Origin of the sequence: Bradyrhizobium sp. LB8.2, from assembly GCF_040548035.1 — a bacterium.
Taxonomy (GTDB): Bacteria; Pseudomonadota; Alphaproteobacteria; order Rhizobiales; family Xanthobacteraceae; genus Bradyrhizobium.
Map to the genome: position 1 here is coordinate 248,701 of NZ_JBEPQV010000004.1, position 22,397 is coordinate 271,097.

Here is a 22,397-nt window from a genome sequence, read left to right on the forward strand (position 1 = left end):
GGTTACTGCTTGACCGCAAAGACCCACAGCGAGCCGCCGGGCGGCACCTTGGCAAGCCGCTCGTCGCCGGAGAACAGCGAGTAGACACCGCCATAGCCGCTGGTGACGGCGACATACTGCACGCCATCCTGCTGCCATGTCACCGGTTGTCCCTCGATGCCGGAGCCGGTCTGGAACTGCCAGAGCTTCTTGCCGGTGTCGGCGTCGAAGGCCTCGAACTCGCCGGTCAGCGCGCCCGAGAACACGACGCCGCCCGCGGTCGACAGCACGCCCGAGAAGCGCGGGATGTCGCTCGGCGCCTCCCACTTCGCCTTGCCAGTCATCGGATCGATCGCCTTCAGATGACCGCGCGGGCCGTCACCCCACTCCCAGAGATCGGTGAGGTCCATGCCGAGATACCATTCACCCTGCTTGAAGGTGACGGGTTCGGTCTTGTACCGGCCACCGAAGGCGAGCGTGTTGGCGTAGGCCAATCCGGTCTGCGGATTGAACGACATCGGTTCCCAGTTCTTGCCGCCGAGGATCGACGGATAGACTGTCACCTTCTTGCCTTCCCGAGCACCTGTCGTGACGTCGGTCTCCATCGGCTTGCCGGTCTTCATGTCGATTCCGGTCGCCCAGTTGACCTTCACGTAAGGATTGGCCGCGAGCAGCTTTCCGTTGGTGCGGTCGAGCACGTAGAAGAAGCCGTTGCGGTTGGCGTCCATCAACACTTTGGTCGGCTTGCCCTCGACGTTGATGTCGGCGAGGACCATCTCGGCCACGCTGTCATAGTCGAACGGATTGTTCGGCGAGAACTGGTAGTGCCACTTGATCTTGCCGGTCTTGGGATCCATCGCCAGCACGGAGCAGGTGTAGAGGTTATCGCCGGGGCGTACCGCCGAATTGAACGGTCCGGGATTGCCGATGCCCCAATACACCGTGTTCAGCTCGGGATCGTAGGAGCCCGTGATCCAGGTCGAGCCACCGCCGAGCTTCCAGGTATCGCCCTTCCAGGTGTCGCCGCCGGGCTCGTCGGGGGAGGGGATCGAATGGGTACGCCACAGGTGCTTGCCCGTCGCCGGATCCCAGCCGTCGATGAAGCCGCGGGTGCCGAACTCGGCGCCGGAGATGCCGGTGATCACGACGCCGTCGGCGACCAGCGGCGCCACCGTCATCGAATAGCCTTCCTTGATGTCGGCCGCCTTCTGCCGCCACAATTCCTTGCCGTCCTTGGCGTCGAGCGCGATCACGTTGGCGTCGAGCGTGGTGCGGAATACCTTGCCGTCGTAGAGCGCGGCGCCGCGATTGATGATGCCGCAGCAGACGATGCGCGGCGTCTCGGCCGGATACTCGATCTTGCTCTTCCAGATCTGCTTGCCGGTCTTGGCGTCGACCGCCATGGTCGCGTTGTGGGAGGTCACGTAGATCACGCCCTGATACACCAGCGGCTGCGATTCCTCGCTGCGATCGTCGTTGAAGGAGTAGTTCCAGACCGGGACAAGGTTCTTGACGCTGTCCTTGTTGATCTGCTTCAGCGTCGAAAAGCGCTGGAGATTGTAGCCCATCCCGTAGTTGAGAACGTTCGATGTATCGGTCGCGCCCTTGACCAGCTGCTCGCTGGTTTGTGCATTTGCACAAGTCGATGCAAGCATGACGAGGCTCGCGGCCATCGCAAAGCGTTTCATCCGTTCCTCCCAATATGCGCGCCTGTTGACGCTGCGACAGCAACACTCCGCCCGAATGCAAAACGCGTCAATACGAAAGTCGAAGGCGCGCTGCCGATATGTTGGATGCCAGACGCCGGTCATCTGACGGAAACCTTACAAACGATTCTCAACTTGTGCGCAGGCGCTGAAGAAATTCCGCGGCGCGAAGCGGAGCCCATGCGGGGCGCCGCGCCCGGGCCGTCGGGTTCTGCGGGTTGTGCAGTGCGCAGGTTGCAATTCGGGGCTTGAACGGAAGCCCGCGTGTGGACTTATGTCATTACGATCCGGCTCCCAATCGGAGCTCTCGGTCAGGGAGATTTTGATGATATCGCGTCGCTCTGTTGCGCTTGCGCTCACGATTGCACTGCTGTCCGGTCCGGCCTGGTCGGCATCCGTCGGCGCCGTAAAATTGTTCGATACCGACAATGACGGCACGCTCGATCTTGCCGAGGTGAAGAAGGCGGCGGCCGCATTGTTCGCCAAGCTCGATCCCGATCACGACGGCACGCTTGACGCCCGCGAATTGCGCGGACGGTTAACGGCGAAAGAACTCGCCGCCGCCGATCCCGATCGTGACGGGACCCTCACGCTCGACGAATATCTCTCGGTGGTGGAGCAGCGCTTCAACGCGGCAAATCCCGACAAGGATGGAACGCTGGATGCGAAGGAGCTGAACTCGCGCGCCGGCCGCGCATTGCTGCGATTGTTGCGCTGAGAGAAGCCGCGCTTGACTGGGAGCGAAGGCGTTTTGCCCGAGAGGGAAATTCGCGAGCGCGATGCGACAGTTCGCGGTGTTCGTCGTCTGATTCCAGACTTGCGCTGTCGCTGATGCAGCCCTAGGTTTTGCCCCGCGCGATGTCGCGCTCATCCCTTGGGAGACCCCCGAATGGCCTGGAAAGCTCCGAAGATTGTGGAAGTGCCGGTCGGCATGGAAATCAACATGTACGCCTGCGCTTTGCGCAAGTAAGACTGACGACCTGTCGCGGCTTCGATGGCAAACGCCATTGAAGCCGTGGTAGTGTCAGGGATGCGCGCGAGAGCCCATACATTCTGGACCATAGCCGCCTGCACAGTCGCGCTCGTACCGGCGTGCGTCAGCGCCGAAGAGGGCTTCGATACCGAGCACATCTTCGGCTTTTTGATCGGCACCGATGTCGGCAATCCCGGTGAGCGCGAATTCCAGACCGAAACGACGGGGCGATTCGGCAAAGGCGGAGGGGCCTATCGCGCCCTCTCGCAGGAAGTCGAGATCGAGATCGTGCCGCTGCCGAACTTCCGCATCGAGGTCGGCGGCATCGCTAGCTTGCACGACATCACCGGCGTCCCCGACATCGATGATCGTCGCCAGTTCAATTTTCAGGGCGCCTCGCTCGACCTGCGTTATCGCCTGCTCGACCGCGAGCACGCGCCGTTCGGCATGACCGTCGGCGCTGAGCTCCATGGCGACCGCATCGACGAAACCAGCGGCGCGAAAGGGCGGATGTACGGCGCCGATTTCACACTCGCCTTCGATCGCGAACTGATCCCGAACTTCGCCATCGGCGCGCTCAATCTGATCTATCAACCGGAATGGGCGCGCTTCGAGGTGGCGGGACTGTCCGAAAAGAGCTCGACCATCGGCGCGGCCTTCGCCGGCATGGTGCGTGTGCGGCCCAATGTGCTGCTCGGCGGCGAGATGCGCTACTTCCGGCAGTACGAAGGCATCGGCCTCGGCGAGCTTGCCGGCCAAGCCCTGTTCGTCGGTCCGACCGCTTATTTCCAGCTTTCCGAGCGCTCGCGCCTGACCGTGAGCTGGAGCATGCAGGCCTGGGGCCGTCCGGCCGGATCAGGTGCCAATCTCGACCTCGTCAATTTCGAGCGCCACCAGGCGAGGCTGGTGTTTGGGGTTAACTTCTAGGAAGGCGAGTTCCCCACGGCCTCTCTTACGGCCGGATTGAAACTTCCCGCTCCTCGGAACGTAACCTTTTGTGCTAATCTTGATCGCCTCTGCGAGGATCCCGGCATGAACCCGATCGACCTGGTAGTGACTGTATGTGCGTTGCTCTCGCCTGCGACCTGCGAGGAGCAGCATCTGGTATTCAACTACGCCGGCTCGCCGACGCAGTGCGCGATGGCCGCGCCGCCCTATATCGCGCAATGGATCGGCGACCATCCGAAGTGGCAGGCGGTGCGATGGCGCTGCGAATATCCGCACCCGCACGACAAGGCGTGAAGCGTTGCGCTGCCTTGCCGGTCGCAACTGGCTTAGGTCCTCATCCTGAGAGCTTGCGAAGCAAGCGTCTCGAAGGATGGCCACAAGGGACAGACGGACAGGCGGCCCTGCATGGTTCGAGACGCGCTTCGCGCTCCTCACGATGAGGGGAAAACGCCAGTAACGCAGCCACGTTACTTGCTGCAGTCCTTCAGATCCTTGTCGGCGATCGAGAACACCGCATCCGGCTTGATCTCGATGTCGCGGACGATGCACTGCCGTGCACTGGGATAGCTGACCTTGGCGTCGTAGCGGCCGGGCTCGATACCGGTGATGCGCAGCCGCTCGTCGTGGTCGACCTCCTTGTCCTTGTCGTTCAAGCACTGGTTCGGTCCCCACTCGGTCTTGCCGGCCGGCGAGAGCTGGAAGCCGGAGATCGTCTCCGTCGTCAGATTCCAGAGTCGGATGCCCTTGCCCTTGGCCTGCGCGAGCGCCGCGCCCGGCATCGCAACCAACAGGATGCCGATCGCAATCAACTGACGCCGCATGGTGAACCTCCCGCGAAGATTTCATTGGTCCAGTTGACCATGAGTTCTCATTTCGATTCAAGCTGCAGCGCCGCGAGCTCGGCCCTGATCCTGCCGAGCTCGGCCTCGCTGCGCTGCGCACGTGGGATGGCAATCGGCACCTCCCGCACGATGCGCGCCGGCCGCGGCGACAGCAAGAACAGGCGATCGCCGAGGCGGATCGCGTCATCCAGGCTGTGTGTGACGAGCAACGTCATCACCGGACGGCGCGCCACCAGCGTGGCGATCTCGTCGCGCAACCGGCCGGCGAGTGCGTCGTCGAGCGAGGCGAGCGGCTCGTCGAGCACGAGCAGATCGGGCTCGACGGCAAAGGCGCGGGCGAGCGCGACGCGCCGGGCGAGGCCGAGCGACAGCTCGCCGGGAAAGTGGCTGCGATGCGCGTCCAGCTCCAGGATTCTAAACAGCTCGGCGAGCTTCGCATCGGTGACATCGGGGGCCGCAAGCCGCACATTCTGCTCGACAGAGCGCCACGGCAACAGCCGCGGCTCCTGAAACACCATCCCGATCCGCGCTTCGGGCGGACGCGAGACGTGCCCCCCGAAATCGCGGTCGAGCCCGAGGATGATGCGCAGCATCGTGCTCTTCCCGCAGCCGGACGGACCGATCAGCACGCCGACCTCGCCGGATTGAAGCGCGAAGCTGACCGGCGCGAGCACCCCCTGTGTTCCGCCCGCGGCACTCCTGAACGTCTTGCCTGTGATATCGACCTCAAGCCGCACGGGGTCGCCACCGGGTTGCGCGGGCTTCGAACGGTTGCACCAGCGCGGTCTCGATCACGAGCACGACGGCGGCGAAGGTCAGCGAATAGGCCAGCAGCCGCGGCGTGTCGAACAGCTGGAAGGCGACGCCGATCTCGAAGCCGACGCCGTTCGGCCGGCCCAGGAGTTCGGCGACCAGCACGATCTTCCACACCAGCGACAATCCGGAGCGGGCTGAGGCTGCGATATAGGGCGCCAGTTGCGGCAGCACGACGTGGCGGAACGCGCGCCAGCGCGGCATCGCGAACACGCTCGCCATCTCGTCGAGCGAGCGGTCGAGCGCGCGCGCACCCTCGCGCAGGGTGACAATGGCGGTCGGCAACTTGTTGATGGCGATCGCCGCGATCGCTGCGGCTTCAGTGAGCCCGGCCCAGATATAGGCCAGCACGATCACGACCAGCGCGGGCAGGTTCAGGAGCAGGATCAGCCAGGGATCGCCGAGCCGGTCGGCAAGCTTCACCCGTCCCATCAGATAGCCGATGGCGCTGCCGAGTGACATCGCCAGCACAAAGGCGAGGCTTACGCGAGCGAGCGTGGCGCCGAGATGCAGGAACAGCGCGCCGCTCGAAGCTTCCGCGACGACGACGTCGAGCACGGCGGGCGGGGAGGGCAGCTTCGCGGCGCCGACGAACAGCGCGGCGATCCACCAGATCGCGAGCAACAGGGCAAACGACAGAAGACGCAGCACCTCAGTCTCCGGGAACTGCGTGATAGAACGTGCCCGGCTCGAGTTCAGCGGCCGGGCCGACTAGGTCGCGGCCGCCCGTCTCGGCGAGCACGCGGTAGAGCACGCGCGCGTCCTTTTCTTCGTCATCGATGCTCCGGCGCGGAATGCCGTCGCGATATCGCTCGCGATAGGTCTTCAGCAGGATAGCATCGCTCGTGCCGGTGAGCGGCGCGATCTTGTCCCAGGCGGCATCCGAGGTCACCAGCAACTGCTTGGCCTTGCGCGTCATCGCAATGAAGCGTGCCACAGCTTCGCGATGGCTCGCCGCCCAGCTTTCGTCGAAGACATAGCCGACGGCGGAGACCGCGCCCCTGGCGCCCAGCTTCGGCAAAATGTCCTCGATGCCGGTGAGGCGCCTAAAACCCCTGGCCTCCAGTTGGGCGGAGAAATTCCAGAAGTTGAGGCTCGCATCCATCTCGCCGTCGAGCGTCTTGGCGGCGATCAGGGGCGGGGCACCATAGACGATGGTCGCCTCCGACTTCAGGTCGATGCCGTCCTGTTTCAACCGGGCCTGGAGCAAGAGCCAGCTCTTGTCGATCGGGCCGCCGCCGACGGCGAGCTTGCGGCCCTTCAAATCGGCGAGCGACTTGATCGGCGAGGAAGCCGGCACCATCACCGCGCCGAGCGCGCTGGAATAGGGATAGAAGGTGAGCTTGGCGCCGAGCGCGCGCTCGCGCGACACCCACAGCCAGTCGGACAGGATGATGTCGGCATTGCCGGCGCGCAGCGCGATCTTGCCGGCCTCGGGGCTCGCAAGCTCGGTGACGTCGAGCGACAGGTCGGCCTCCTTGTCGAGGCCACCGGCGCGGATCGCGGCCAGCTCCCAGGAGAATGTTCCGGTCTTCTGCACCGCAAGGCGGATGGTATCCGCGGCGCGGCCGGGTCCGGCGAGTGTCAGCGCCAGCGTCACCGCGAGCGCCAATGGTCGACCAAGTGCTCTTATCAAACCAAGTGCTCTCATCACCTTGTGAGCCGTTTCCTCTGACAGAGTGCTTTTCAGGACAATACGCATAGCATAGCTTTCGTCGCAACCAGCGGGAGGACGCGCATGAATCTGGCCGGACAGCTACGACCGATTGTCGCCGCATTGGCGGTGTGGGCTGCGACCGCGCTCGCAGTGCGCGCCGAGGAGGCGAATGATTATCCGACGGCGGCGCGTGCGGAGTACGTCTATGGCTGCATGAAGGCCAATGGCGAGAGCCGGCAGGCGATCGAGCAATGTTCCTGCTCGATCGACGTGGTGGCCTCGATCGTATCCTATGAGCGCTATGTGACCGCGGAAACCGCGCTCAGCATGTCCCAGGTCCGCGGCAATCTCGGCGTCCAGTTCCGCACCTCGGAGCAGGCGAACTCGGCTGTGAACGATTTGAGGCGCGCGCAGGCCGAAGCCGAGGTGAGGTGTTTTTAATCCCTTGGCGGCGTGCATCCATGACGGGTGAGGGGCTCACGTCCCCGGCTTCTCCACATCCCACTCGTTGCGGAACACGTGTCCATCCGTATCCTTGGCCTCCGCGCGAAAACGCTTGGCGCCGTTGGACACATACGTGAACCGCAGATTGGGATCTTCCGAGATCGAGATGCCGCCTTCCATCGAGAGCACGGGGCTGTCGTCCTGCGTCAACTTGAGCTGGTTGACGAAGAAGGCGGGAATGTAGAGCTGCGTGACCTGGTCCATCTGCAGGCCGGAATTGTTGGGATGGCCGATCATGATCTGCGCCTCGCGCATGCGGCTCGCGGGGGTCTCTTGCCGCGCGAATTGCCGGTAGCGCATCTGGCCGAGCCGGTTCTGGGCTTCCTCGGCATTCTTCCCCGCCGGGGCAGAGCAGCCGCCCGAGGCCTTCACATAGACTTTTGAGACATAGAGTTGGCCGTCGCTGAGCTCGGCAACCGCATGGACGTCGGTGTAGTTGTTGATGCGTACCCGCGTCGAGATTTCGGTGACGTTGGCATCGGGGCCGAGCTCGAACTTCGCCGCCATAGGCGCCGGATTGCGGTCGATCACGAGCGTGATCGAACGGATGCGGCGGGCATCGCCCGGCGAAAGCTTGCTGCGCAGGGTCACCGGCACGATCGCCGCATCCTCGGCGCGATACGGCATATCGATGCCAATGACATCGCCGCCGTCGTGCATCGGACGGTTGCTGAAGATGTCCTGCACGAGGCCCGGCCAGGGATCGTAAGCTTCTTCAGCCTGCACCGGCACGGCGAATGCCATGCCGAGGAGCAGGGCGATCAGGGGCAGGCGGCGTGTGCATCCCATCATGGTCATGGTCCCGCGCGGACGAAGCAGAAGCAGTTGTCGGGCCTAGCGTAGCGCGTCCGCTACTCCCATTCAATTTCTGAAAATGCTGCGGTTGCGTTGCGAGCGTTGTAGTCGTCGAATAACTGCCATTGCGACCGCTCCGAGGCGGCCGCCTTGTCTGCGGCGGTTCGGATCGGTTCGCCCTTCTTGTTCGACGCCCGGACGTCCGCCAGCAGCGCCGTGAGATAACGCCGTTCATCGATCAGGGCTGCAGGCCATTCACTCACGGGTCCGTGACCCGGAACGACGCGCAGCGCCGGAATGCTCTCGAGTTCCCCGAGGATGCCGAGCCAACCGCGAATGCTGCCGTCCATCACCGGAATATGGCGGAGGAAGACGAGATCGCCCGCGAAAAGTGTCTTGCTCGTCTCATCGAACACGGTGAGATCAGTGTCGCTGTGTCCGGCCGGCCAGGCCCGCAAGGTCAGGTGGCGCGAGCCGAGATCGAGCGTCAGGGTGTCCGTGACAGGTATCGTTGGCGGCACGATCTTCACGGGAGAGATCAATTCGTCGCCCATGATGCGTCTGAAATTGTCGAGATAATACGGCCCGCGCGTCGCCAACGCCTGCGGCAGCCGGCTATGGCCGACGAAGCGCGTGTCCCCGGCGACGAAGGCTGCATTGCCGAAGACATGATCGGGATGGCCGTGGGTGTTGATGACGTAGCGGATCGGCTTGCTGGTGCGGGCCCGCACCGCAGCCAGCAGCGCCTCGCCCTCGCGAAGGCTACCACCGGTATCGATGACGGCGACCGCATCCGCGCCGACGATGAAGCCGACATTGGCGATGTCGCCCTCGTTCTCGCGGGTCATCAGGGCGATGGTCCCGGAGTGTACGAAGATTCCCGGCGCGACTTCGCTTACAGGCAATTCGGCCGCTCCTGCGCATGCTAGTGTCGCCGTCACCAGCAGGGACGAGGCTGCAATCACGAAAGCGATGCGAGACACTTTTCCGCCTCAGTTCAAAGGGTTGCGCAGTTGCACTGCAACAAAGAAAAGCCAGCACAAAGTCTGGCAGAAATGGTGCGTCATGCGTTGCATGGTTAGCATTCAAACAATCCTAGGAGGAAGCGCGATGACGGAGGCCGGACGACATCGTCGCTGGTTGGTTTCACTGAGTATCCTGGTTGCGTCTTGCGCGTTCGGCGACGTCGCCGTCGCGCAGACCAACGACGCCGGCGACCTCTCCTTCGAGCTGGTCGATCCCAAGGTGCTGCGCGTTTGTGCCGACCCGCGCAATCTGCCGTTCTCGAATGAAAAGGGCGAGGGGTTCGAGAACAAGCTTGCCGAGTTGTTTGCAGACAAGCTCCAGAAGAAGCTCGACTATGTCTTTTTTCCGCAGGCTACCGGCTTCGTGCGCATGACGCTCGGCTCGCATCGCTGCGACGTCATCATGGGCTTCCCCCAAGGCGATGACCTCGTCCAGGGCACCAATCCCTACTACCGCACGAGCTATGCGCTGGTCGCGAAAGCCGGCAGCGGGCTTGAGGAGGTCGACACGCTCGAGGATACCAGGCTGAAGGGCAAGCATGTCGGCATCGTCGCTGGAACGCCGCCTGCGACCAACATGGCCATCGCGGGATTGATGGGCGATGCAAAGCCCTATCCGCTGATGATCGACACGCGCTACGACAATTCGGCGCAGGCAATGATCAATGATCTCGCGGCAGGCAAGATTGACGCCGGCGTGCTGTGGGGACCCATGGCGGGATTTTACGCGAAGCAGGCGGGCTCGCTTCATGTCACGCCGCTGGTAAAGGAAACCACCGGACCAAAACTGGCCTATCGCATCGGTATGGGCGTGCGTGCCGCCGACCAGAACTGGAAGCGGCAACTCAACAAGCTGATCCAGGAGAACCAGGGCGAGATCAACAAGATCCTGCTCGATTTCGGCGTGCCGCTGCTGGACGAGAGCGACCGGCCGCTCGGCGCGGAGACGGCCAAGACGCCATGAGGCGGCAGATTGCCGCTGCGCTGGTCGCCGCCACTCTGGTGGCGCCGGTAGTCGCGCAGCAGCAGGAGCCGTTCGAGCCCGAGGGTTATCGCGCCGACAATTACCGCGCGCCTGTGCCGGCGACGCTCGGCGGCGCGCGCGTGCTGTCGACTTCGGAAGCCGAGGCGATCTGGCACGCGAAGAGCGGCGTGTTCATCGACGTGCTGCCGCGCGCGCCGAAGCCGAAGAACCTTCCCGCGGGTACCGTTTGGCGCGAGGCGCCGCGCAAAAACATTCCGGGCAGCATCTGGCTGCCCGATACTGGCTATGGTGCGTTGCCGCCGGCTATGGACGATTATTTTCAGCGCGGGCTCGCGCGTGCGTCGCTTGGCGACAAGGCCGCGCTGCTGGTGATCTATTGCCTGGCCGACTGCTGGATGTCCTGGAACGCCGCCAAGCGTGCGCTCGCGTATGGCTACTCCAACGTCGCCTGGTATCCCGAAGGCACCGACGGCTGGGAGCGCGCCAAACTCCCAACCGACGAGGCACAGCCGGAGCTGCGGCCGGAGCAATAAAGAATTGAGCGAGCTCGGTCATCGCTGGCCTCGTGGTTCGAGACGACCGCTTCGCGGTCTCCTCACCATGAGCGTCTACATCCCGCAGCGAAATCAGATCCTGTGAGGCGCCCGCCGAAGGCGGGCGTCTCGAAGGATGGCGGCAATGGGACAGAGAGTTTCCCCTACTGCTTCTGCAGCTTGGTCAGCGTGCCCGTGCCGTTATTGACGGTTGCAGAGTAGCTCACCCTGTCGCCGGCGTGCACGGCATCCAGCATCGCGGCGTCCTTGGCCTTGTACTCCTGGAGCGCGCCGGCGCCGCCTGCGCTGCCGCCGACCGTGCCTTTCTGCATCTGCTGAATCGAAATCGTGCTGTTGAGCCGATCTATCCGCGTGACCATTCCGGTCATGTCGTCAGCGAATGCGCTGCTTGCAAGCATGCTGACGGCCGCAGCGCCTGCGAGGATGAATTTCGTGGTTCCCATCAAGGCCTCCCGACGTCTTGGACTCTCTTCGACAAGCCATCCTGGATCGATTTAGTTCCGGCAGATGGCGCGGCAAAGATTAACGATAGCGTTGAGATCGCCGGAACTTGCAAAGCTGTCAGTGGGGTGACGCTATTCCATTTCCTGCTGAATGACGCGTCCCAGCGCAAACAGGCGCTGATCGATTGTGGTGGGAACCTCGCAGACGAACCGCACCACTTTGTGGCGGTCCTCGAAAATGCGAGTCTTCCAGATCAGCTCGTTGCTGAGCGCATCGACCTTGGCCTCGTCGCGCGGCGTTGCGCCCTGGAGCGCCTGGAGCTGGATCGACTCCTCGCGAATCTTGTCGGCGGCCTCGCGCTGCTTGCGGCTGACGCGTTCCAGCCCGCCGATGACCTGCGAGCGCTGGGCGTTGAGCGTGTCGAACAGGCCGGCGAACAGAAGTTTTGCATTCGCGGTCTTGTCGGCCGCGGAGCCCGCCAAGAACTCCTTCACCGACTTCTCGGCGTCGTCCAGCGGCGTCTTGCGGGCCGCCAGTTTCGAGACCAGCGCGCTGACCCTGGCGTCCTCCTTCCACTTGTTCTGCACGTCATCGAGCGAAGGACCAGCCCACACGGCGGCGAGCGAGATTTCCGGCACTTTGGCTTGCGTACAGGGCCAATCCGGATGGCGCGGATCGGTCGCGCGTGCCGCCGTGCTCGCGACTGCGAGCATCAGAGCGGCCATGGCCAGAACCCGAACCTTCATCCTTCGCCTCCCGCAGGGCCCCGTCGCGCCAGCCCGCGCGAGGGATCATAGGCATAGATCGCCCCGATCATGAAGACGATTGTGCAGGTCGCGACCACCGCCAGCGAGACCCAGTTGATCTGTCCGTACAGCGCAAACCGGATCAGCTCGACCGCATGAGTGAACGGATTGGCCTCGCAGAGATAATAGAGATAGGGACTGCCCTCCTGCACGCGCCAGAGCGGGTAGAGCGCGGAGGATGCGAAGAACATCGGGAAGATCACGAAGTTCATGACGCCGGCAAAGCTTTCAAGCTGCTTGATGCCGGACGAGATCAGCATGCCGAGCGAGCCCAGCATCAGTCCGGACAGGATCAGCGCCGGTAGTACGGTGAGATAGCCGATCGGGGGAGGTGTGATGTCCCAGAACCAGGCGATCAGCAGGAACGCATAGACCTGGAGCAGCGACACCGCGGTGCCCGCGAGCAGCTTGCAGAACAAGAGGAACCCGCGCGGCAAGGGACTTACCAGCAGCGTGCGCATGTTGCCCATCTCGCGGTCATAGACCATCGAGAGCGAGGACTGCATGCCGTTGAAGAGCTGGATCATCGCCATCAGCCCGGGCGCGATAAAGACCTCATAGAGGATGTAGGTCTCGTACGGAGGGATGATGGAGATGCCGAGCACCTGGCGGAATCCGGCGGCGAAGATGAACAGCCAGACCAGCGGCCGTACCAGCGCCGAGACGAAACGCTCGCGCTGATGCAGGAAGCGCAGGCCCTCGCGCCAGACGATGCCGGTGAGACAAGTCATATACTCGGCGGCTGAGAAGCCGCGCGGCGTGTCGCGTGTCGTGATGCTGCTCATGCGCCGCTGCCCGGCAGGGTCTGCGCGCCGGTCAGGCGCATGAAGGCGGTGTTGACGTCCTGCGCGCCGGCTTCCGCAACGACACGACTCATTGGTCCCTGCGCCAGCACCTTGCCCTGGTGCAGCACCACGAGATCGTCGCCGGCCATGATCTCGTCGAACAGATGCGTGGCCCAGAGCACGCCGATGCCTTGCTCGGTCACGAGCTGACGCACATGGCTGATGATGTCTGCGCGCGCCTTGACGTCGAGGCCGACGGTCGGCTCGTCCAGCAATAGCAGGCGCGGACGGTGCAGCAGCGCGCGTGCGATCTCCAGCCGCCGCATCTGCCCGCCCGAGAGATCGCGCACCTTGCTGCCGGCGCGCTCGGTCAGCCCGATGCGGCCGAGCAACTCGGCGCTGCGCACTGCGGCCTCGCGGCGGCTGATGCCGTGCAGCGCGGCGTGATAGAGCAGGTTCTGTGTCAGCGACAGATCGAGATCGAGCGTGCGCGGCTGGAACACGACGCCGAGCAACCGCAGCGCCTCGCCGGGACTTTTGCTGACGTCATGGCCGAAAATGCCGACGCGGCCGGTCTGGATGCCGAACAGCCGCGTGATCAGCGAGAACAGCGTGCTCTTGCCAGCGCCGTTGAGGCCAAGCAGCGCCGTGAAGCTCGCCGGCTGCACGTTGAACGACACGTCCATCAGCGCCCGGCGCGGGCCATAGGCATGGCTGACGCCGTCGATCGACAGCGCCGGCACCGCAGCGGGATTGGGCTTCGGCACCTCGCGTTGTTCGGCGATGGGAGCAGGGCTGGTCATGGCGCGATCGTGATGCCCCAGGGCAGTTCGCCCACCTGAATGGTCTTGATCACCTTTTGCGCGGCGACGTCGATGACGGAGACGTCGTTCGACACGCCGTTGGTGGTGAGCAGATATTTCTCGTCCGGCGTGAACGCCATATGCCAGACCCGCTGTCCGACCAGCAGATATTTCGTCACCTTGCGCGTGGCGGTATCGACCACGGCGACGCGGTTGGCGGGACCGAGCGCGATGAAGGCGGTCTTGTCGTCCTTGGTCATGCCGATGCCGACGGGCTGGATTGCCTCCTTCCTCAACCCCGGGATCTCGAAATTGACCTTGCCGGTCACCTCGTGCTTTCCGGGGTCGATGATCGACACGGTGCCGCCGATCTCCGAGGACACCCACAATTCGGAAGCGTCGTGCTTGAATTCGGCAAAGCGCGGCCGCGCGTCGACCAATACATTGGCGACGATCTGGCGCGACGAGGTGTCGATGAAGTGCGCCATGTTGGTCGTCTCGGACGTGTTGATCAGCGTCTTGCCGTCCGGGCTGATGGTCATGCCCTCGGGCTCGACGCCAACCTGGATGTCGCCAAGACGGGCGCGCTTCTCGAGGTCGATCACGGTCACCGTGTTGTCGTTCTCGTTGGCGACATAGAGGATCTTGCCGGCGGCATCCTGGGCGAACAATTCAGGGTCGGGTCCGGAGGGCAGGCTGTCCACCACGGCTTGCGTCTTCGCGTCGATCATCTGGATGGTGTCGTCGTCGCCGACCGCGACCATCACGAACTTGCCGTCGCGCGTGAAGTCGATGCCGCGCGGGCGCTGGCCGACCTTGATGGTCTTGGTGACCGTCCAGCTGTCGGTGTCGATCACCGACACCGTGTTGCTCTTCTCGTTCGAGACATAGGCGATGAACGCATGCGCCGGCGCTGCCGCCAGCGCCAGCCCGGACAGCAATCCCACACGCCACAAGCGCGGTATTCCGCTGCGGGTTGGTTTCACCTCCCCGGCTTGCGGGGGAGGTCGCATCGCATCGATAGATGCGATGCGGGTGAGGGTTCTCTCCTCTAGGAGGTTCTCGCTCGCGGAGACACCCTCTCCCCAACCCTCCCCCGCGAGCGGGGGAGGGAGCGCAGCGTCGTTGTAGTCGCAGCTCGAACTCATCTCACAATGCTCACTTCAATTTGCATTTGCTCTCCGGGCGGTCATAGCCGAGCGTGTCGAGCTCGGAGACCTGGTGCAGAAAACCTTCCTGCGGCGACACCGACACCACCATGCGGCCGTCGACCAGCAGGATCGGCTGGCGCAGCTGCAGGTTCCAGTCGCGCAGGGTCAGCTTTGTGCCCTTGAAGGCAGCAACCGAAAAGTCCGGGCCCTTGATGAAGTCGGTGACCTTCTTGACGTCGCCGGAATTGGTGCGCGAGGTGGCCTCGCCGATCATGCGCACCGCGGTCCAGACCTGCATGTCGAGCGCAGTCATCCTCCGCGCGTTCAGCTTGACGAAGCGGTTCTGCATCTGGATCGCGCCCCACTGGTCCTGCGATGCGTCCCAGCTCCGCGGCACGAGGCCGGCCGAGCCCGCGACCGGGCGGGGATCCCAGGTGCGATAGGGCAGGTACGCGCCGAACACCTCGCTCTCGTCGGCGGCGACCAGCACGTCGTAAGCCGGTGCCTGTTGCGTGAACACCGGCATCTGGCGCTGGATCAGCGTCACGCCTGAGTCCGTGCGGCGCGCGCCGCCTTTGTCTTCGAAACTGCGCTCCTGCACGATCTTGGCACCGAACCGCGTGGCCGTGCGCCTCAGCGCGTCGGCGAACAGCTTGTCCTCGTCATGCGAGCCGACCACGAGCAGCCAGCGCTTCCACTGCTTCCACACCAGATACTGGCCGAGCGCATCCGCCAGCATCGCGCGTGTCGGCGCGGTGTGGATGACGTTGGCACGGCAATCGGCCTCGCGCAGACGCTCGTCGATCGCGCCGGCATTGAACAGCAGCGTGCCGCGGTCGCGCAAGGTGTCCGAGACTTTCAGCAGCGCATCCGCCGGCAGGTCGGCGATGATGAAGCCGTTGCGTGCGGCGAGATCGGTCGCGGCCTGCACGGCATCCTCGCCCTCCTTGATCCGGCGCTCCTCCAGCACAAATCGCTGGTTGAGGAATTTGCCGGTGGTGTTGTTGTCCTCGATGGCGAGGCGCGCGCCCGCGACGCCGTCATTCTCCGCGGGCTGCTCGACCAGCGACAGCGTCGATCTGGTGCCGGCGACGCCGAGATAGCCGACGCCGATCATGACAGGGTCGGCGGCGAGCGCGCTCGTCGCAGCAAGACCCAGGCCGATCAGGCCGACCAACCATCGGATCATGTTTCCTCCAGATGTTCTCCCTGGCTTGACCGCCGGTGGAGAATTGTCTCTGCTAAAGCATGACCGATTTGTCAGGGCATGCAACCCCGCATTTCGCCCCGCGTGCACGAGGACTGAAATCACGATCATGCGAGCGCTGATATGTTTTGCTGCTTTGCTGTTGACGACATCGGTCGCGTTTGCCGATCCGCCAAAACTCGCGGTGTTCGACTTCGAGTTGATCGACACCAGCCTGCCCGGCGAGTTCTACGGCTCCAAGACGGAGGAGGCGCGGCTCCTGCTCATCGGCGAGCAGTTGCGCAAGGAACTGACGGAGTCAGGCAGGTTCCAGATGCTCGATATCGCGCCGATCAGGGACGCCGCCCGTCATGCCAATCTGCAGGCCTGCGGCGGCTGCGACCTCAAGCTTGCCGGGCAGCTCGGTGCTGACCTGGAGATCACCGGCATGGTGCAGAAGGTCTCGAATCTGATCATCAATCTGAACATCTACCTGCGCGACGTGAAGACCGGCACCATGATCACGGCCGCCAGCGCCGACATGCGTGGCAACACGGATGAATCCTGGACGCGCACGATGAGCTATTTGATCCGCAACCGGTTGCTGGCACCGAATTACGGCAAGCCGTAAGGAGGGAACTTCTCTTCGCGATTCCAATTCTCATTGAACGCGCGGACACAACCACTCGTCCGGCGCTTCGCGCCATCTTCTCTCACAAGAAGGGGAGAAGGAAAGAAGCCATCATCCCTTCAATCTTTCCGCATGCCAGTGCAGATGATCGCCCATGAAGGTCGAGATGAAATAATAGCTGTGGTCGTAGCCCGCCTGCCGCCGCAGCGTCAGCGGGATGTTGGCCTTGGCACAGGCTGCCTGCAGCAATTCGGGACGAAGCTGCTCCTTCAAAAAGTTATCGGCCTCGCCGACGTCGACCAGAAAGCCCGAAAACTTCGCGCCGTCCTCGATCAGCGCCACCGTGTCGTGGCTGCGCCAGGCGTCCTTGTTGGGACCGAGATAGCCGGTCAGCGCCTTGATGCCCCAGGGCACAAGCGACGGCGCCACGATCGGAGCGAAGGCGCTGGCCGCGCGAAAACGGTGCGGGTTGCGCAGCGCGACCGTCAGCGCACCGTGGCCACCCATTGAATGGCCCATCACCGATTGGCGCTTGGCATCGACCGGAAAATTCTCCGCCACGAGTTTTGGCAGTTCGTCGGTGACGTAGCTCCACATGCGATAGTTGCGTGAAAACGGCGCTTCCGTCGCGTCGACATAGAAGCCGGCGCCCAGGCCGAAATCATAGGCATTGTTGGCATCGCCCGGCACGTCCGGCCCGCGCGGGCTGGTGTCGGGCGCGACGAAGATCAGGCCGAGCTCGGCGCAGGCTTTGCGGAATTCACCCTTCTCGGTGACGTTGGCATGCGTGCAGGTGAGGCCGGACAGATACCAAACCACGGGCAGCTTGGCGCCGGCCGCATGCGGGGGAACATAGACCGAGAACGTCATATCGGTTCCGGTCGCCTGGCTCGCATGGCGGTACACGCCTTGCACGCCGCCATAGGAGGTATTGGTCGAGACAGTCTGAATCGTCATGCCGTTAGCTCCGTGGCGTCAAACCACATCAGGATTGCAACGCTTGTGTGACCGAATTCGTGGCGGCCGTCAGGCCACGCCGCTGTCGATCGCCAGCCGCACCAGCTCGACCGAGGTCTTCACCCCAAGCTTCTGGCGCATGATGGACGAGGTGTTGGCAACAGTCTTGTAGGACGACTGCACCAGCCAGGCGATCTCGGACAGGCTCTTTCCGGCGCTGAGCAGCCGCAAAATCTCCATCTCGCGCGCGTTGAGCTTCGCCAGCGGGCTTTGCGCCAGCGCGGGTCCCGCAAAGGCGATGCTGCGCGCGATCGCACTCGGCAGATAGGTGCCGCCGCTGCCGACGGTGCGGATCGCCTCGACGAGATCGTCGGGGTCGCCGGTCTTGGAGACGTAGCCCTTGGCGCCGCACTCGATCGCCCGCGCGGCAAAGGCAGGGTCGTCGTTCATGCTGAACATGATGATTCGGGCCTCGGGCGCGCGCTCGAGGATGCGGCGCGCGAGCTCGAAGCCGGACACGGTCGGCAGGTTGATGTCGATGATGGAGAGGTCGGGGCGCTCGACGATGAAGACGCACTCGCCGTCTTCGGCGTCGGCGGCCTCCAAAATCTCGATCTCGCCCTCGTCGGCCAGCACGGCACGGCAGCCGGAGGCGACGATGGGATGATCGTCGACGATCAAAATGCGCATAGGGCGTTCCTCGCGACAGCGTCTTGGCCTGTTTCGCGCCCGGCCGGGATTGCTGTACGCTTTCGATTAGATATCGGGCGCTTCGCCTCTGTCAACGTCATCGGACAGGCGCGAGCAATCCTCCGCGGGGGCACGGGCGACACCAATGTGGCAAAATCTATCCTTGCGCGGGCGCATCAACCTGCTGCTGGCGCTGTTGCTGGCGCTGGGGCTCGCCGTCAATATCGGCCGGCAGGTCGCGGAAGCCGGGCCGCGCGTGCAGGCCGAAGACCAGAGCGTGATCCGGCTCGCGCGCGAATTCATCGGGATGATCGTTGCCGATCTCAACGAGGCGCCCGATCCGGACACCAGGCTGAATCAGATCGCGCGCGACCTCAGCCGCCTGCGCCATGTCAGCATCGCGCTTCGGGACGCCGGCGGCAAGCCGCTGACGCAGCCCCGGGCCGACGCCGATGACGACACGCGCGGGCCGCCGGCCTGGTTCGTCGGCCTGGTTCATCCCGAGCAAACCGCGGTGAGCGTGCCCGTCTCGATCCACGGCAAGCCGGGCTCGCTGCTGATCACCTCGCATCCCGACGACGAGATCGCCGAGATCTGGGACGCCATCGTGACTCAGCTCGAGGTCGGCTCGGGGATCGCGCTCGCGCTGTTCCTGGTGATGATGAATGTGGTCGGCCGCGCCCTGGCGCCGCTTCAGTCCCTGGCGGATGTGATGGCCGAGCTCGAAGACGGGCGCTATCAGGCGCGCGTCACGCCGGGCGGCGCACCGGAGCTCGCCGCGATCTGCACCAAGCTCAATCATCTTGCGGCAACGCTCAGCGAGGCCGTCGAGGACAAGCGGCGCCTCGCCGAGCGAGCGGTGTCGCTCCAGGACGTCGAGCGCAAGGAGATCGCGCGCGAGCTCCATGACGAGTTCGGGCCGTATCTGTTCTCGCTGCGCGCACATGCGAGCGCGCTGGCGAAGCAGGCGGACGGGCGCGCGCCGAGTGCGGAGGCCGTGCGAAAACACGGCAGCGCGATGATGGAGCAGATCAACGCGCTTCAGCAGTTCAATCGCCGCGTGCTGGAGCGGCTCCGGCCCGTCGGCCTTGCCGAGCTCGGCCTGCGCCAGGCGCTGGAATCGCTCTCGCGGCTGTGGCGGGAGTCGCATCCCGATGTCGCCATCGAGACCGTGATCTCGCCGGCGCTTGGCGTCACGGGGGAGACCGCCGACCTCACGATCTACCGCATCGTGCAGGAGGCGCTCACCAACGTGTTCCGCCACGCCGGCGCGACCTCGGTCAATGTCCTCATCGAGCCGGTGGAGCAGGCGGCGGCCGATGGCCGTGGCTGCGCCCGGGTGCGGGTCAGCGACAATGGCCGCGGCATGGAGCCGGGCCATAAGCTCGGCTTCGGCCTGGTCGGGATGCGCGAGCGGATACTGGCGCTGGGCGGCACGCTCAACGTCGTCTCCGGCGATGGCGGTCTGACCGTGGAGGCACTGGTTCCGACGGCGGCGGCGTGATCGCGCCTGATACAATCGGGAAAAATTCCCGATTTTGTCGGGAAAACGGGTGCGAATATCGCCCGACCTTTTGTGGCTGGCGCGCCAACGGCCGCCGATTACACTCGTCTCAACCAAACGGCGAAAATCAAAACAGCCGGTGGTCACGGATGGGACGGCAGGGATGGGCAAGCTGAGTAGCAAGCGTCGTTTGTGGATGGCCTCGGTGTCGACGGGGCTGATGTCGGGGCTGGTTTTCGCGATTCCTGCGGGTGCTGCGCAGGACGAGGAGACCAACGTCCAGAACCTGCCCGCGGTCGAGATCACGGCGCCACCGCCGCCGACTGTGAGGCGAAGTGCGCCACCACGCCCGGTCGCGCGCATCGGAGCGCCGTCATCCGCCAGCCCCAGGACCCGCATTTACGTCTACCCGACGTCGCCCGGAGCCGGCGGCAGCATCGAAGTCGACAAGATTCCAGCCAGCATCAACGCGGTCGATGCAAACCAGATCAGGCGCACCCGCTCGCCGAATATCGCCGACGCCCTGCAGCAGTATGTGCCTGGTGTCAGCATCAACGAAGTGACCGGTAATCCATTCCAGCCCGATGTGCAGTTTCGCGGCTTCGTCGCTTCACCTCTGGCCGGCACGCCGCAGGGCCTCGCCGTCTACCAGAACGGCGTGCGCATCAACGAGGCGTTTTCCGATACGGTCAATTGGGATCTGATCCCGACGGTTGCGATCCGATCGGCGCTGGTCGTGACCAACAACCCCGCGTTCGGCCTCAATGCGCTCGGCGGCGCCATCGATCTGCAGATGAAGAACGGCTTCAACTATCAAGGTGCCGAGATCGACGTCATGGGCGGCTCGTTCGGCCGCATCCAGGGCTCTGCACAATGGGGCAAGCAGGTCGACAACAACTGGGCAGTCTACGGAGCACTCGAAGGCATCCATGACACCGGCTTCCGCAATTTCTCGTCATCGGACGTCCGGCGCTTCTATGGCGATGTCGGCTATCGCTTTGAAGGCAACGAATTTCACCTCAACACGGGCGTCGCCAACAATTCCCTGGCGGGACCCAGCACCGTTCCGGCCGAATTGCTCCAGCAATATTGGGGCGCGACCTATACAACGCCGCAGACCATTTCCAACAAGGTCGGCTATCTCAACCTGACCGCCAAGGTGGAGGCGACGCCGACCTGGACCTTTGAGGGCACGGCGCATTTGCGGGGCTTCAAACAGAACACTGTGGACGGAAACCCCACCGACGCCCAGCCTTGTGCTGATCCAACCCTCCTGTGCTTTGGCGATGATACGGTTCCGGCTTTTGGCCTGAATGGCGTTCAGCTCGCCAATCCCTTTGCGCCGGGCGCCGTACTCAGCGAGGTCGATCGCACCAGCACGAGATCGACCACATTTGGCGTATCCGGGCAGGCGACCAACAGCGATCAGCTGTTCGGTCATGAGAACCGCCTCGTGATCGGCGCAAGTTATGATGTCAGCAGCACGCGCTTCACCGGTAGCGCCGACTTGGGAACGACAGGCACGAATTATGTCGTCACCGGCAGCGGGATATTCCTGGGTCCGTCCGGCGCCCCGACATCGGTCGGCCCTGTGTCGCTTCGCACCGTCAACCAATACCAGGGACTCTATGCGCTCGACACGTTCAATGTGGACGATCGGTTTGCGGTCACGGCAGGCGGGCGGTTCAATGCGGCCCATATCTCGCTGATGGACCAGCTTGGCACCGCGCTCAATGGCGATCACAACTATGATCGGTTCAACCCGATCATCGGCGGCACCTACAAGATCACGTCCGAAGTGACCGCCTATGCAGGCTATTCCGAAGCCAACCGGGTGCCGACGCCACTCGAACTCGGCTGCGCCGATCCGGCAAGGCCGTGCATCATCGGGCAGTTCCTGATCGCTGATCCCCCACTTCAGCAAGTCGTATCCAAGACGTTCGAAGCGGGTTTCCGCGGCACAAAGGAATTGAACATCGGATCGCTCGGTTGGAAAATCGGTGCCTACCGCGCGACCAACTACGACGACATCCTCGCGACCCCAGTTCCGGGGTTGACGGGCTTTGGCTTCTTCCAGAACGTCGGCCGGACACGCAGGCAGGGTATCGAAGCCGAGGTGAGCCTGAAGTCGAACGTGCTTCAGTTCCAGGCGAGCTATGCGTTCCTCGATGCACGCTTTCTCGATGCGCTGCAGCTTGGCTCGGAGAGCCCGTTTGCCGACGGCGACGGCAACATCCAGGTCCTGCCGGGTAACCAGATTCCGCGCCTGCCGCGCCATCTCCTTAAGGCCAGCGTCGAATATTCCGTGACCGATGTCTGGAAGGTCGGGGGTGACGCGCTCTTCGTCTCGAGCCAGTATTTCGTCGGCGACGAGTCCAACCAGTTTCCGAAGCTGCCATCTTACGCCGTGTTCAATCTCAACACCTCCTACCAAGTTACCAAGAACCTCCAGATCTATGGTCGCGTAGCCAACATTTTCGACAATCGCTACTCGACGCTCGGCACCTTCTTCGACAGGGAAGCGCTGCCCAACTTCACCAATGGCGGCGCCGAGTTCACTGACCCGCGCTCGCTCAGCCCGGCACGGCCGCGTGCGTTCTATGCGGGGATGCGGGTGACGTTCTGATCCTGGCAGGACGCCCAGGGGCTTATGGGTGAC

The 22,397-nt window shown here is 63.8% G+C and carries 25 protein-coding genes; 10 read left to right on the forward strand and 15 right to left on the reverse strand.

Annotated features, from left to right (window positions below):
* Positions 1 to 2: 2 nt before the first annotated feature.
* Positions 3 to 1,667, reverse strand: a complete 1,665-nt coding sequence (locus ABIB06_RS07480) for a methanol/ethanol family PQQ-dependent dehydrogenase (protein WP_354045268.1) — start codon at positions 1,665 to 1,667, stop codon at positions 3 to 5.
* Between the two features lie 343 nt (positions 1,668 to 2,010).
* Here ABIB06_RS07480 and lanM point away from each other — a divergent pair, with 343 nt between their 5' ends.
* The 4 genes from lanM to ABIB06_RS07500 all read left to right on the forward strand — a co-directional run bounded on the left by lanM (position 2,011) and on the right by ABIB06_RS07500 (position 3,900).
* Entirely contained in the window at positions 2,011 to 2,403 is a 393-nt protein-coding gene (gene lanM, locus ABIB06_RS07485) for a lanmodulin LanM (RefSeq protein ID WP_354045266.1), read from the forward strand.
* Positions 2,404 to 2,574: 171 nt separating this feature from the next.
* Positions 2,575 to 2,655, forward strand: coding sequence for a pyrroloquinoline quinone precursor peptide PqqA (gene pqqA, locus ABIB06_RS07490; RefSeq protein WP_018460299.1), 81 nt, complete (start codon positions 2,575 to 2,577; stop codon positions 2,653 to 2,655).
* A gap of 24 nt (positions 2,656 to 2,679) precedes the next feature.
* Entirely contained in the window at positions 2,680 to 3,585 is a 906-nt protein-coding gene (locus ABIB06_RS07495; protein WP_354045265.1) for a DUF6662 family protein, read from the forward strand.
* 105 nt (positions 3,586 to 3,690) lie between these two features.
* Positions 3,691 to 3,900 carry a hypothetical protein gene (locus tag ABIB06_RS07500; protein ID WP_247349578.1) on the forward strand — a complete coding sequence of 70 codons (210 nt, stop codon included), beginning with the start codon at positions 3,691 to 3,693 and terminating at the stop codon, positions 3,898 to 3,900.
* 173 nt (positions 3,901 to 4,073) lie between these two features.
* On the opposite strand, the gene ABIB06_RS07505 is transcribed toward ABIB06_RS07500, so the two are convergent.
* Genes ABIB06_RS07505 through ABIB06_RS07520 form a run of 4 tightly spaced genes read right to left on the reverse strand, consistent with a single transcriptional unit; the run spans position 4,074 to position 6,912 of the window.
* Positions 4,074 to 4,427, reverse strand: a complete 354-nt coding sequence (locus ABIB06_RS07505) for a hypothetical protein (protein ID WP_354045262.1) — start codon at positions 4,425 to 4,427, stop codon at positions 4,074 to 4,076.
* Between the two features lie 47 nt (positions 4,428 to 4,474).
* On the reverse strand, positions 4,475 to 5,185 hold the full coding sequence (locus ABIB06_RS07510; RefSeq protein ID WP_247443907.1) for an ABC transporter ATP-binding protein: 711 nt from the start codon (positions 5,183 to 5,185) through the stop codon (positions 4,475 to 4,477).
* Positions 5,175 to 5,912 (reverse strand): ABC transporter permease, encoded by a 738-nt coding sequence (locus ABIB06_RS07515; protein WP_018460294.1) that lies wholly within the window; start codon positions 5,910 to 5,912, stop codon positions 5,175 to 5,177. Before ABIB06_RS07515 ends, ABIB06_RS07510 begins: the two co-directional genes overlap by 11 nt.
* Position 5,913: 1 nt before the next feature.
* Positions 5,914 to 6,912, reverse strand: a complete 999-nt coding sequence (locus ABIB06_RS07520) for an ABC transporter substrate-binding protein (RefSeq protein ID WP_354045259.1) — start codon at positions 6,910 to 6,912, stop codon at positions 5,914 to 5,916.
* An 87-nt stretch (positions 6,913 to 6,999) separates the two neighbouring features.
* On the opposite strand from ABIB06_RS07520, the gene ABIB06_RS07525 reads away from it, so the two are divergent.
* The gene (locus ABIB06_RS07525; RefSeq protein ID WP_247443906.1) at positions 7,000 to 7,359 is read left to right on the forward strand and encodes a hypothetical protein; all 360 of its coding nucleotides are present in this window, start codon (positions 7,000 to 7,002) and stop codon (positions 7,357 to 7,359) included.
* A gap of 36 nt (positions 7,360 to 7,395) precedes the next feature.
* Here ABIB06_RS07525 and ABIB06_RS07530 read toward each other — a convergent pair whose 3' ends face one another.
* Both ABIB06_RS07530 and ABIB06_RS07535 read right to left on the reverse strand, forming a co-directional pair.
* Entirely contained in the window at positions 7,396 to 8,214 is an 819-nt protein-coding gene (locus tag ABIB06_RS07530; RefSeq protein ID WP_354045257.1) for a quinoprotein dehydrogenase-associated SoxYZ-like carrier, read from the reverse strand.
* Positions 8,215 to 8,273: 59 nt separating this feature from the next.
* Complete coding sequence (locus ABIB06_RS07535) at positions 8,274 to 9,200, reverse strand: quinoprotein relay system zinc metallohydrolase 2 (RefSeq protein ID WP_354045255.1); 927 nt, start codon at positions 9,198 to 9,200, stop codon at positions 8,274 to 8,276.
* A gap of 127 nt (positions 9,201 to 9,327) precedes the next feature.
* Between ABIB06_RS07535 and ABIB06_RS07540 the strand changes: the two genes are divergently transcribed.
* Positions 9,328 to 10,206 (forward strand): substrate-binding domain-containing protein, encoded by an 879-nt coding sequence (locus ABIB06_RS07540; protein ID WP_247349570.1) that lies wholly within the window; start codon positions 9,328 to 9,330, stop codon positions 10,204 to 10,206.
* On the forward strand, positions 10,203 to 10,760 hold the full coding sequence (locus ABIB06_RS07545; RefSeq protein ID WP_247349568.1) for a PQQ-dependent catabolism-associated CXXCW motif protein: 558 nt from the start codon (positions 10,203 to 10,205) through the stop codon (positions 10,758 to 10,760). The genes ABIB06_RS07540 and ABIB06_RS07545 overlap by 4 nt, the downstream gene beginning before the upstream one ends.
* A 164-nt stretch (positions 10,761 to 10,924) precedes the next feature.
* Here the strand turns inward: ABIB06_RS07545 and ABIB06_RS07550 are convergent, their stop codons facing one another.
* The 6 genes from ABIB06_RS07550 to ABIB06_RS07575 all read right to left on the reverse strand — a co-directional run bounded on the left by ABIB06_RS07550 (position 10,925) and on the right by ABIB06_RS07575 (position 15,959).
* On the reverse strand, positions 10,925 to 11,224 hold the full coding sequence (locus ABIB06_RS07550) for a copper-binding protein (RefSeq protein WP_354045253.1): 300 nt from the start codon (positions 11,222 to 11,224) through the stop codon (positions 10,925 to 10,927).
* A gap of 132 nt (positions 11,225 to 11,356) precedes the next feature.
* Positions 11,357 to 11,971 (reverse strand): hypothetical protein, encoded by a 615-nt coding sequence (locus ABIB06_RS07555; RefSeq protein ID WP_354045251.1) that lies wholly within the window; start codon positions 11,969 to 11,971, stop codon positions 11,357 to 11,359.
* Entirely contained in the window at positions 11,968 to 12,816 is an 849-nt protein-coding gene (locus ABIB06_RS07560; RefSeq protein WP_247349564.1) for a lanthanide ABC transporter permease protein PedC, read from the reverse strand. The genes ABIB06_RS07555 and ABIB06_RS07560 overlap by 4 nt, the downstream gene beginning before the upstream one ends.
* On the reverse strand, positions 12,813 to 13,619 hold the full coding sequence (locus ABIB06_RS07565) for a lanthanide ABC transporter ATP-binding protein PedB/LutE (RefSeq protein ID WP_354045250.1): 807 nt from the start codon (positions 13,617 to 13,619) through the stop codon (positions 12,813 to 12,815). The genes ABIB06_RS07560 and ABIB06_RS07565 overlap by 4 nt, the downstream gene beginning before the upstream one ends.
* The gene (locus ABIB06_RS07570) at positions 13,616 to 14,632 is read right to left on the reverse strand and encodes a YVTN family beta-propeller repeat protein (RefSeq protein WP_502916526.1); all 1,017 of its coding nucleotides are present in this window, start codon (positions 14,630 to 14,632) and stop codon (positions 13,616 to 13,618) included. The genes ABIB06_RS07565 and ABIB06_RS07570 overlap by 4 nt, the downstream gene beginning before the upstream one ends.
* A 145-nt stretch (positions 14,633 to 14,777) precedes the next feature.
* Positions 14,778 to 15,959: a lanthanide ABC transporter ABC transporter substrate-binding protein PedA1 gene (locus ABIB06_RS07575; protein ID WP_354045249.1), complete on the reverse strand. Its 1,182-nt coding sequence runs from the start codon at positions 15,957 to 15,959 to the stop codon at positions 14,778 to 14,780.
* A gap of 127 nt (positions 15,960 to 16,086) precedes the next feature.
* Here ABIB06_RS07575 and ABIB06_RS07580 point away from each other — a divergent pair, with 127 nt between their 5' ends.
* A complete protein-coding gene (locus ABIB06_RS07580; protein ID WP_354045247.1) occupies positions 16,087 to 16,587 on the forward strand; it encodes a DUF3280 domain-containing protein in 501 nt (166 codons plus the stop codon).
* Between the two features lie 111 nt (positions 16,588 to 16,698).
* Here the strand turns inward: ABIB06_RS07580 and fghA are convergent, their stop codons facing one another.
* Together fghA and ABIB06_RS07590 are read right to left on the reverse strand one after the other, a co-directional pair.
* Complete coding sequence (fghA, locus tag ABIB06_RS07585) at positions 16,699 to 17,544, reverse strand: S-formylglutathione hydrolase (RefSeq protein ID WP_247349560.1); 846 nt, start codon at positions 17,542 to 17,544, stop codon at positions 16,699 to 16,701.
* A 69-nt stretch (positions 17,545 to 17,613) separates the two neighbouring features.
* Entirely contained in the window at positions 17,614 to 18,234 is a 621-nt protein-coding gene (locus tag ABIB06_RS07590; RefSeq protein ID WP_354045244.1) for a response regulator, read from the reverse strand.
* A 145-nt stretch (positions 18,235 to 18,379) separates the two neighbouring features.
* Between ABIB06_RS07590 and ABIB06_RS07595 the strand changes: the two genes are divergently transcribed.
* Positions 18,380 to 19,738, forward strand: coding sequence for a histidine kinase (locus tag ABIB06_RS07595; RefSeq protein WP_354045242.1), 1,359 nt, complete (start codon positions 18,380 to 18,382; stop codon positions 19,736 to 19,738).
* Between the two features lie 163 nt (positions 19,739 to 19,901).
* Positions 19,902 to 22,364, forward strand: coding sequence for a TonB-dependent receptor (locus ABIB06_RS07600; protein WP_354045240.1), 2,463 nt, complete (start codon positions 19,902 to 19,904; stop codon positions 22,362 to 22,364).
* Positions 22,365 to 22,397: the final 33 nt, after the last annotated feature.

Bases quoted from the DNA above. Each gene is read 5' to 3' on its own strand.
- ABIB06_RS07480 (WP_354045268.1), bottom strand. From the start codon at position 1,667: ATGAAACGCTTTGCGATGGCCGCGAGCCTCGTCATGCTTGCATCGACT.
- lanM (WP_354045266.1), top strand. From the start codon at position 2,011: ATGATATCGCGTCGCTCTGTTGCGCTTGCGCTCACGATTGCACTGCTG.
- pqqA (WP_018460299.1), top strand. From the start codon at position 2,575: ATGGCCTGGAAAGCTCCGAAGATTGTGGAAGTGCCGGTCGGCATGGAA.
- ABIB06_RS07495 (WP_354045265.1), top strand. From the start codon at position 2,680: ATGGCAAACGCCATTGAAGCCGTGGTAGTGTCAGGGATGCGCGCGAGA.
- ABIB06_RS07500 (WP_247349578.1), top strand. From the start codon at position 3,691: ATGAACCCGATCGACCTGGTAGTGACTGTATGTGCGTTGCTCTCGCCT.
- ABIB06_RS07505 (WP_354045262.1), bottom strand. From the start codon at position 4,427: ATGCGGCGTCAGTTGATTGCGATCGGCATCCTGTTGGTTGCGATGCCG.
- ABIB06_RS07520 (WP_354045259.1), bottom strand. From the start codon at position 6,912: ATGAGAGCACTTGGTTTGATAAGAGCACTTGGTCGACCATTGGCGCTC.
- ABIB06_RS07525 (WP_247443906.1), top strand. From the start codon at position 7,000: ATGAATCTGGCCGGACAGCTACGACCGATTGTCGCCGCATTGGCGGTG.
- ABIB06_RS07530 (WP_354045257.1), bottom strand. From the start codon at position 8,214: ATGATGGGATGCACACGCCGCCTGCCCCTGATCGCCCTGCTCCTCGGC.
- ABIB06_RS07540 (WP_247349570.1), top strand. From the start codon at position 9,328: ATGACGGAGGCCGGACGACATCGTCGCTGGTTGGTTTCACTGAGTATC.
- ABIB06_RS07545 (WP_247349568.1), top strand. From the start codon at position 10,203: ATGAGGCGGCAGATTGCCGCTGCGCTGGTCGCCGCCACTCTGGTGGCG.
- ABIB06_RS07550 (WP_354045253.1), bottom strand. From the start codon at position 11,224: ATGGGAACCACGAAATTCATCCTCGCAGGCGCTGCGGCCGTCAGCATG.
- ABIB06_RS07555 (WP_354045251.1), bottom strand. From the start codon at position 11,971: ATGAAGGTTCGGGTTCTGGCCATGGCCGCTCTGATGCTCGCAGTCGCG.
- ABIB06_RS07560 (WP_247349564.1), bottom strand. From the start codon at position 12,816: ATGAGCAGCATCACGACACGCGACACGCCGCGCGGCTTCTCAGCCGCC.
- ABIB06_RS07565 (WP_354045250.1), bottom strand. From the start codon at position 13,619: ATGACCAGCCCTGCTCCCATCGCCGAACAACGCGAGGTGCCGAAGCCC.
- ABIB06_RS07570 (WP_502916526.1), bottom strand. From the start codon at position 14,632: ATGCGACCTCCCCCGCAAGCCGGGGAGGTGAAACCAACCCGCAGCGGA.
- ABIB06_RS07575 (WP_354045249.1), bottom strand. From the start codon at position 15,959: ATGATCCGATGGTTGGTCGGCCTGATCGGCCTGGGTCTTGCTGCGACG.
- ABIB06_RS07580 (WP_354045247.1), top strand. From the start codon at position 16,087: ATGCGAGCGCTGATATGTTTTGCTGCTTTGCTGTTGACGACATCGGTC.
- fghA (WP_247349560.1), bottom strand. From the start codon at position 17,544: ATGACGATTCAGACTGTCTCGACCAATACCTCCTATGGCGGCGTGCAA.
- ABIB06_RS07590 (WP_354045244.1), bottom strand. From the start codon at position 18,234: ATGCGCATTTTGATCGTCGACGATCATCCCATCGTCGCCTCCGGCTGC.
- ABIB06_RS07595 (WP_354045242.1), top strand. From the start codon at position 18,380: ATGTGGCAAAATCTATCCTTGCGCGGGCGCATCAACCTGCTGCTGGCG.
- ABIB06_RS07600 (WP_354045240.1), top strand. From the start codon at position 19,902: ATGGGCAAGCTGAGTAGCAAGCGTCGTTTGTGGATGGCCTCGGTGTCG.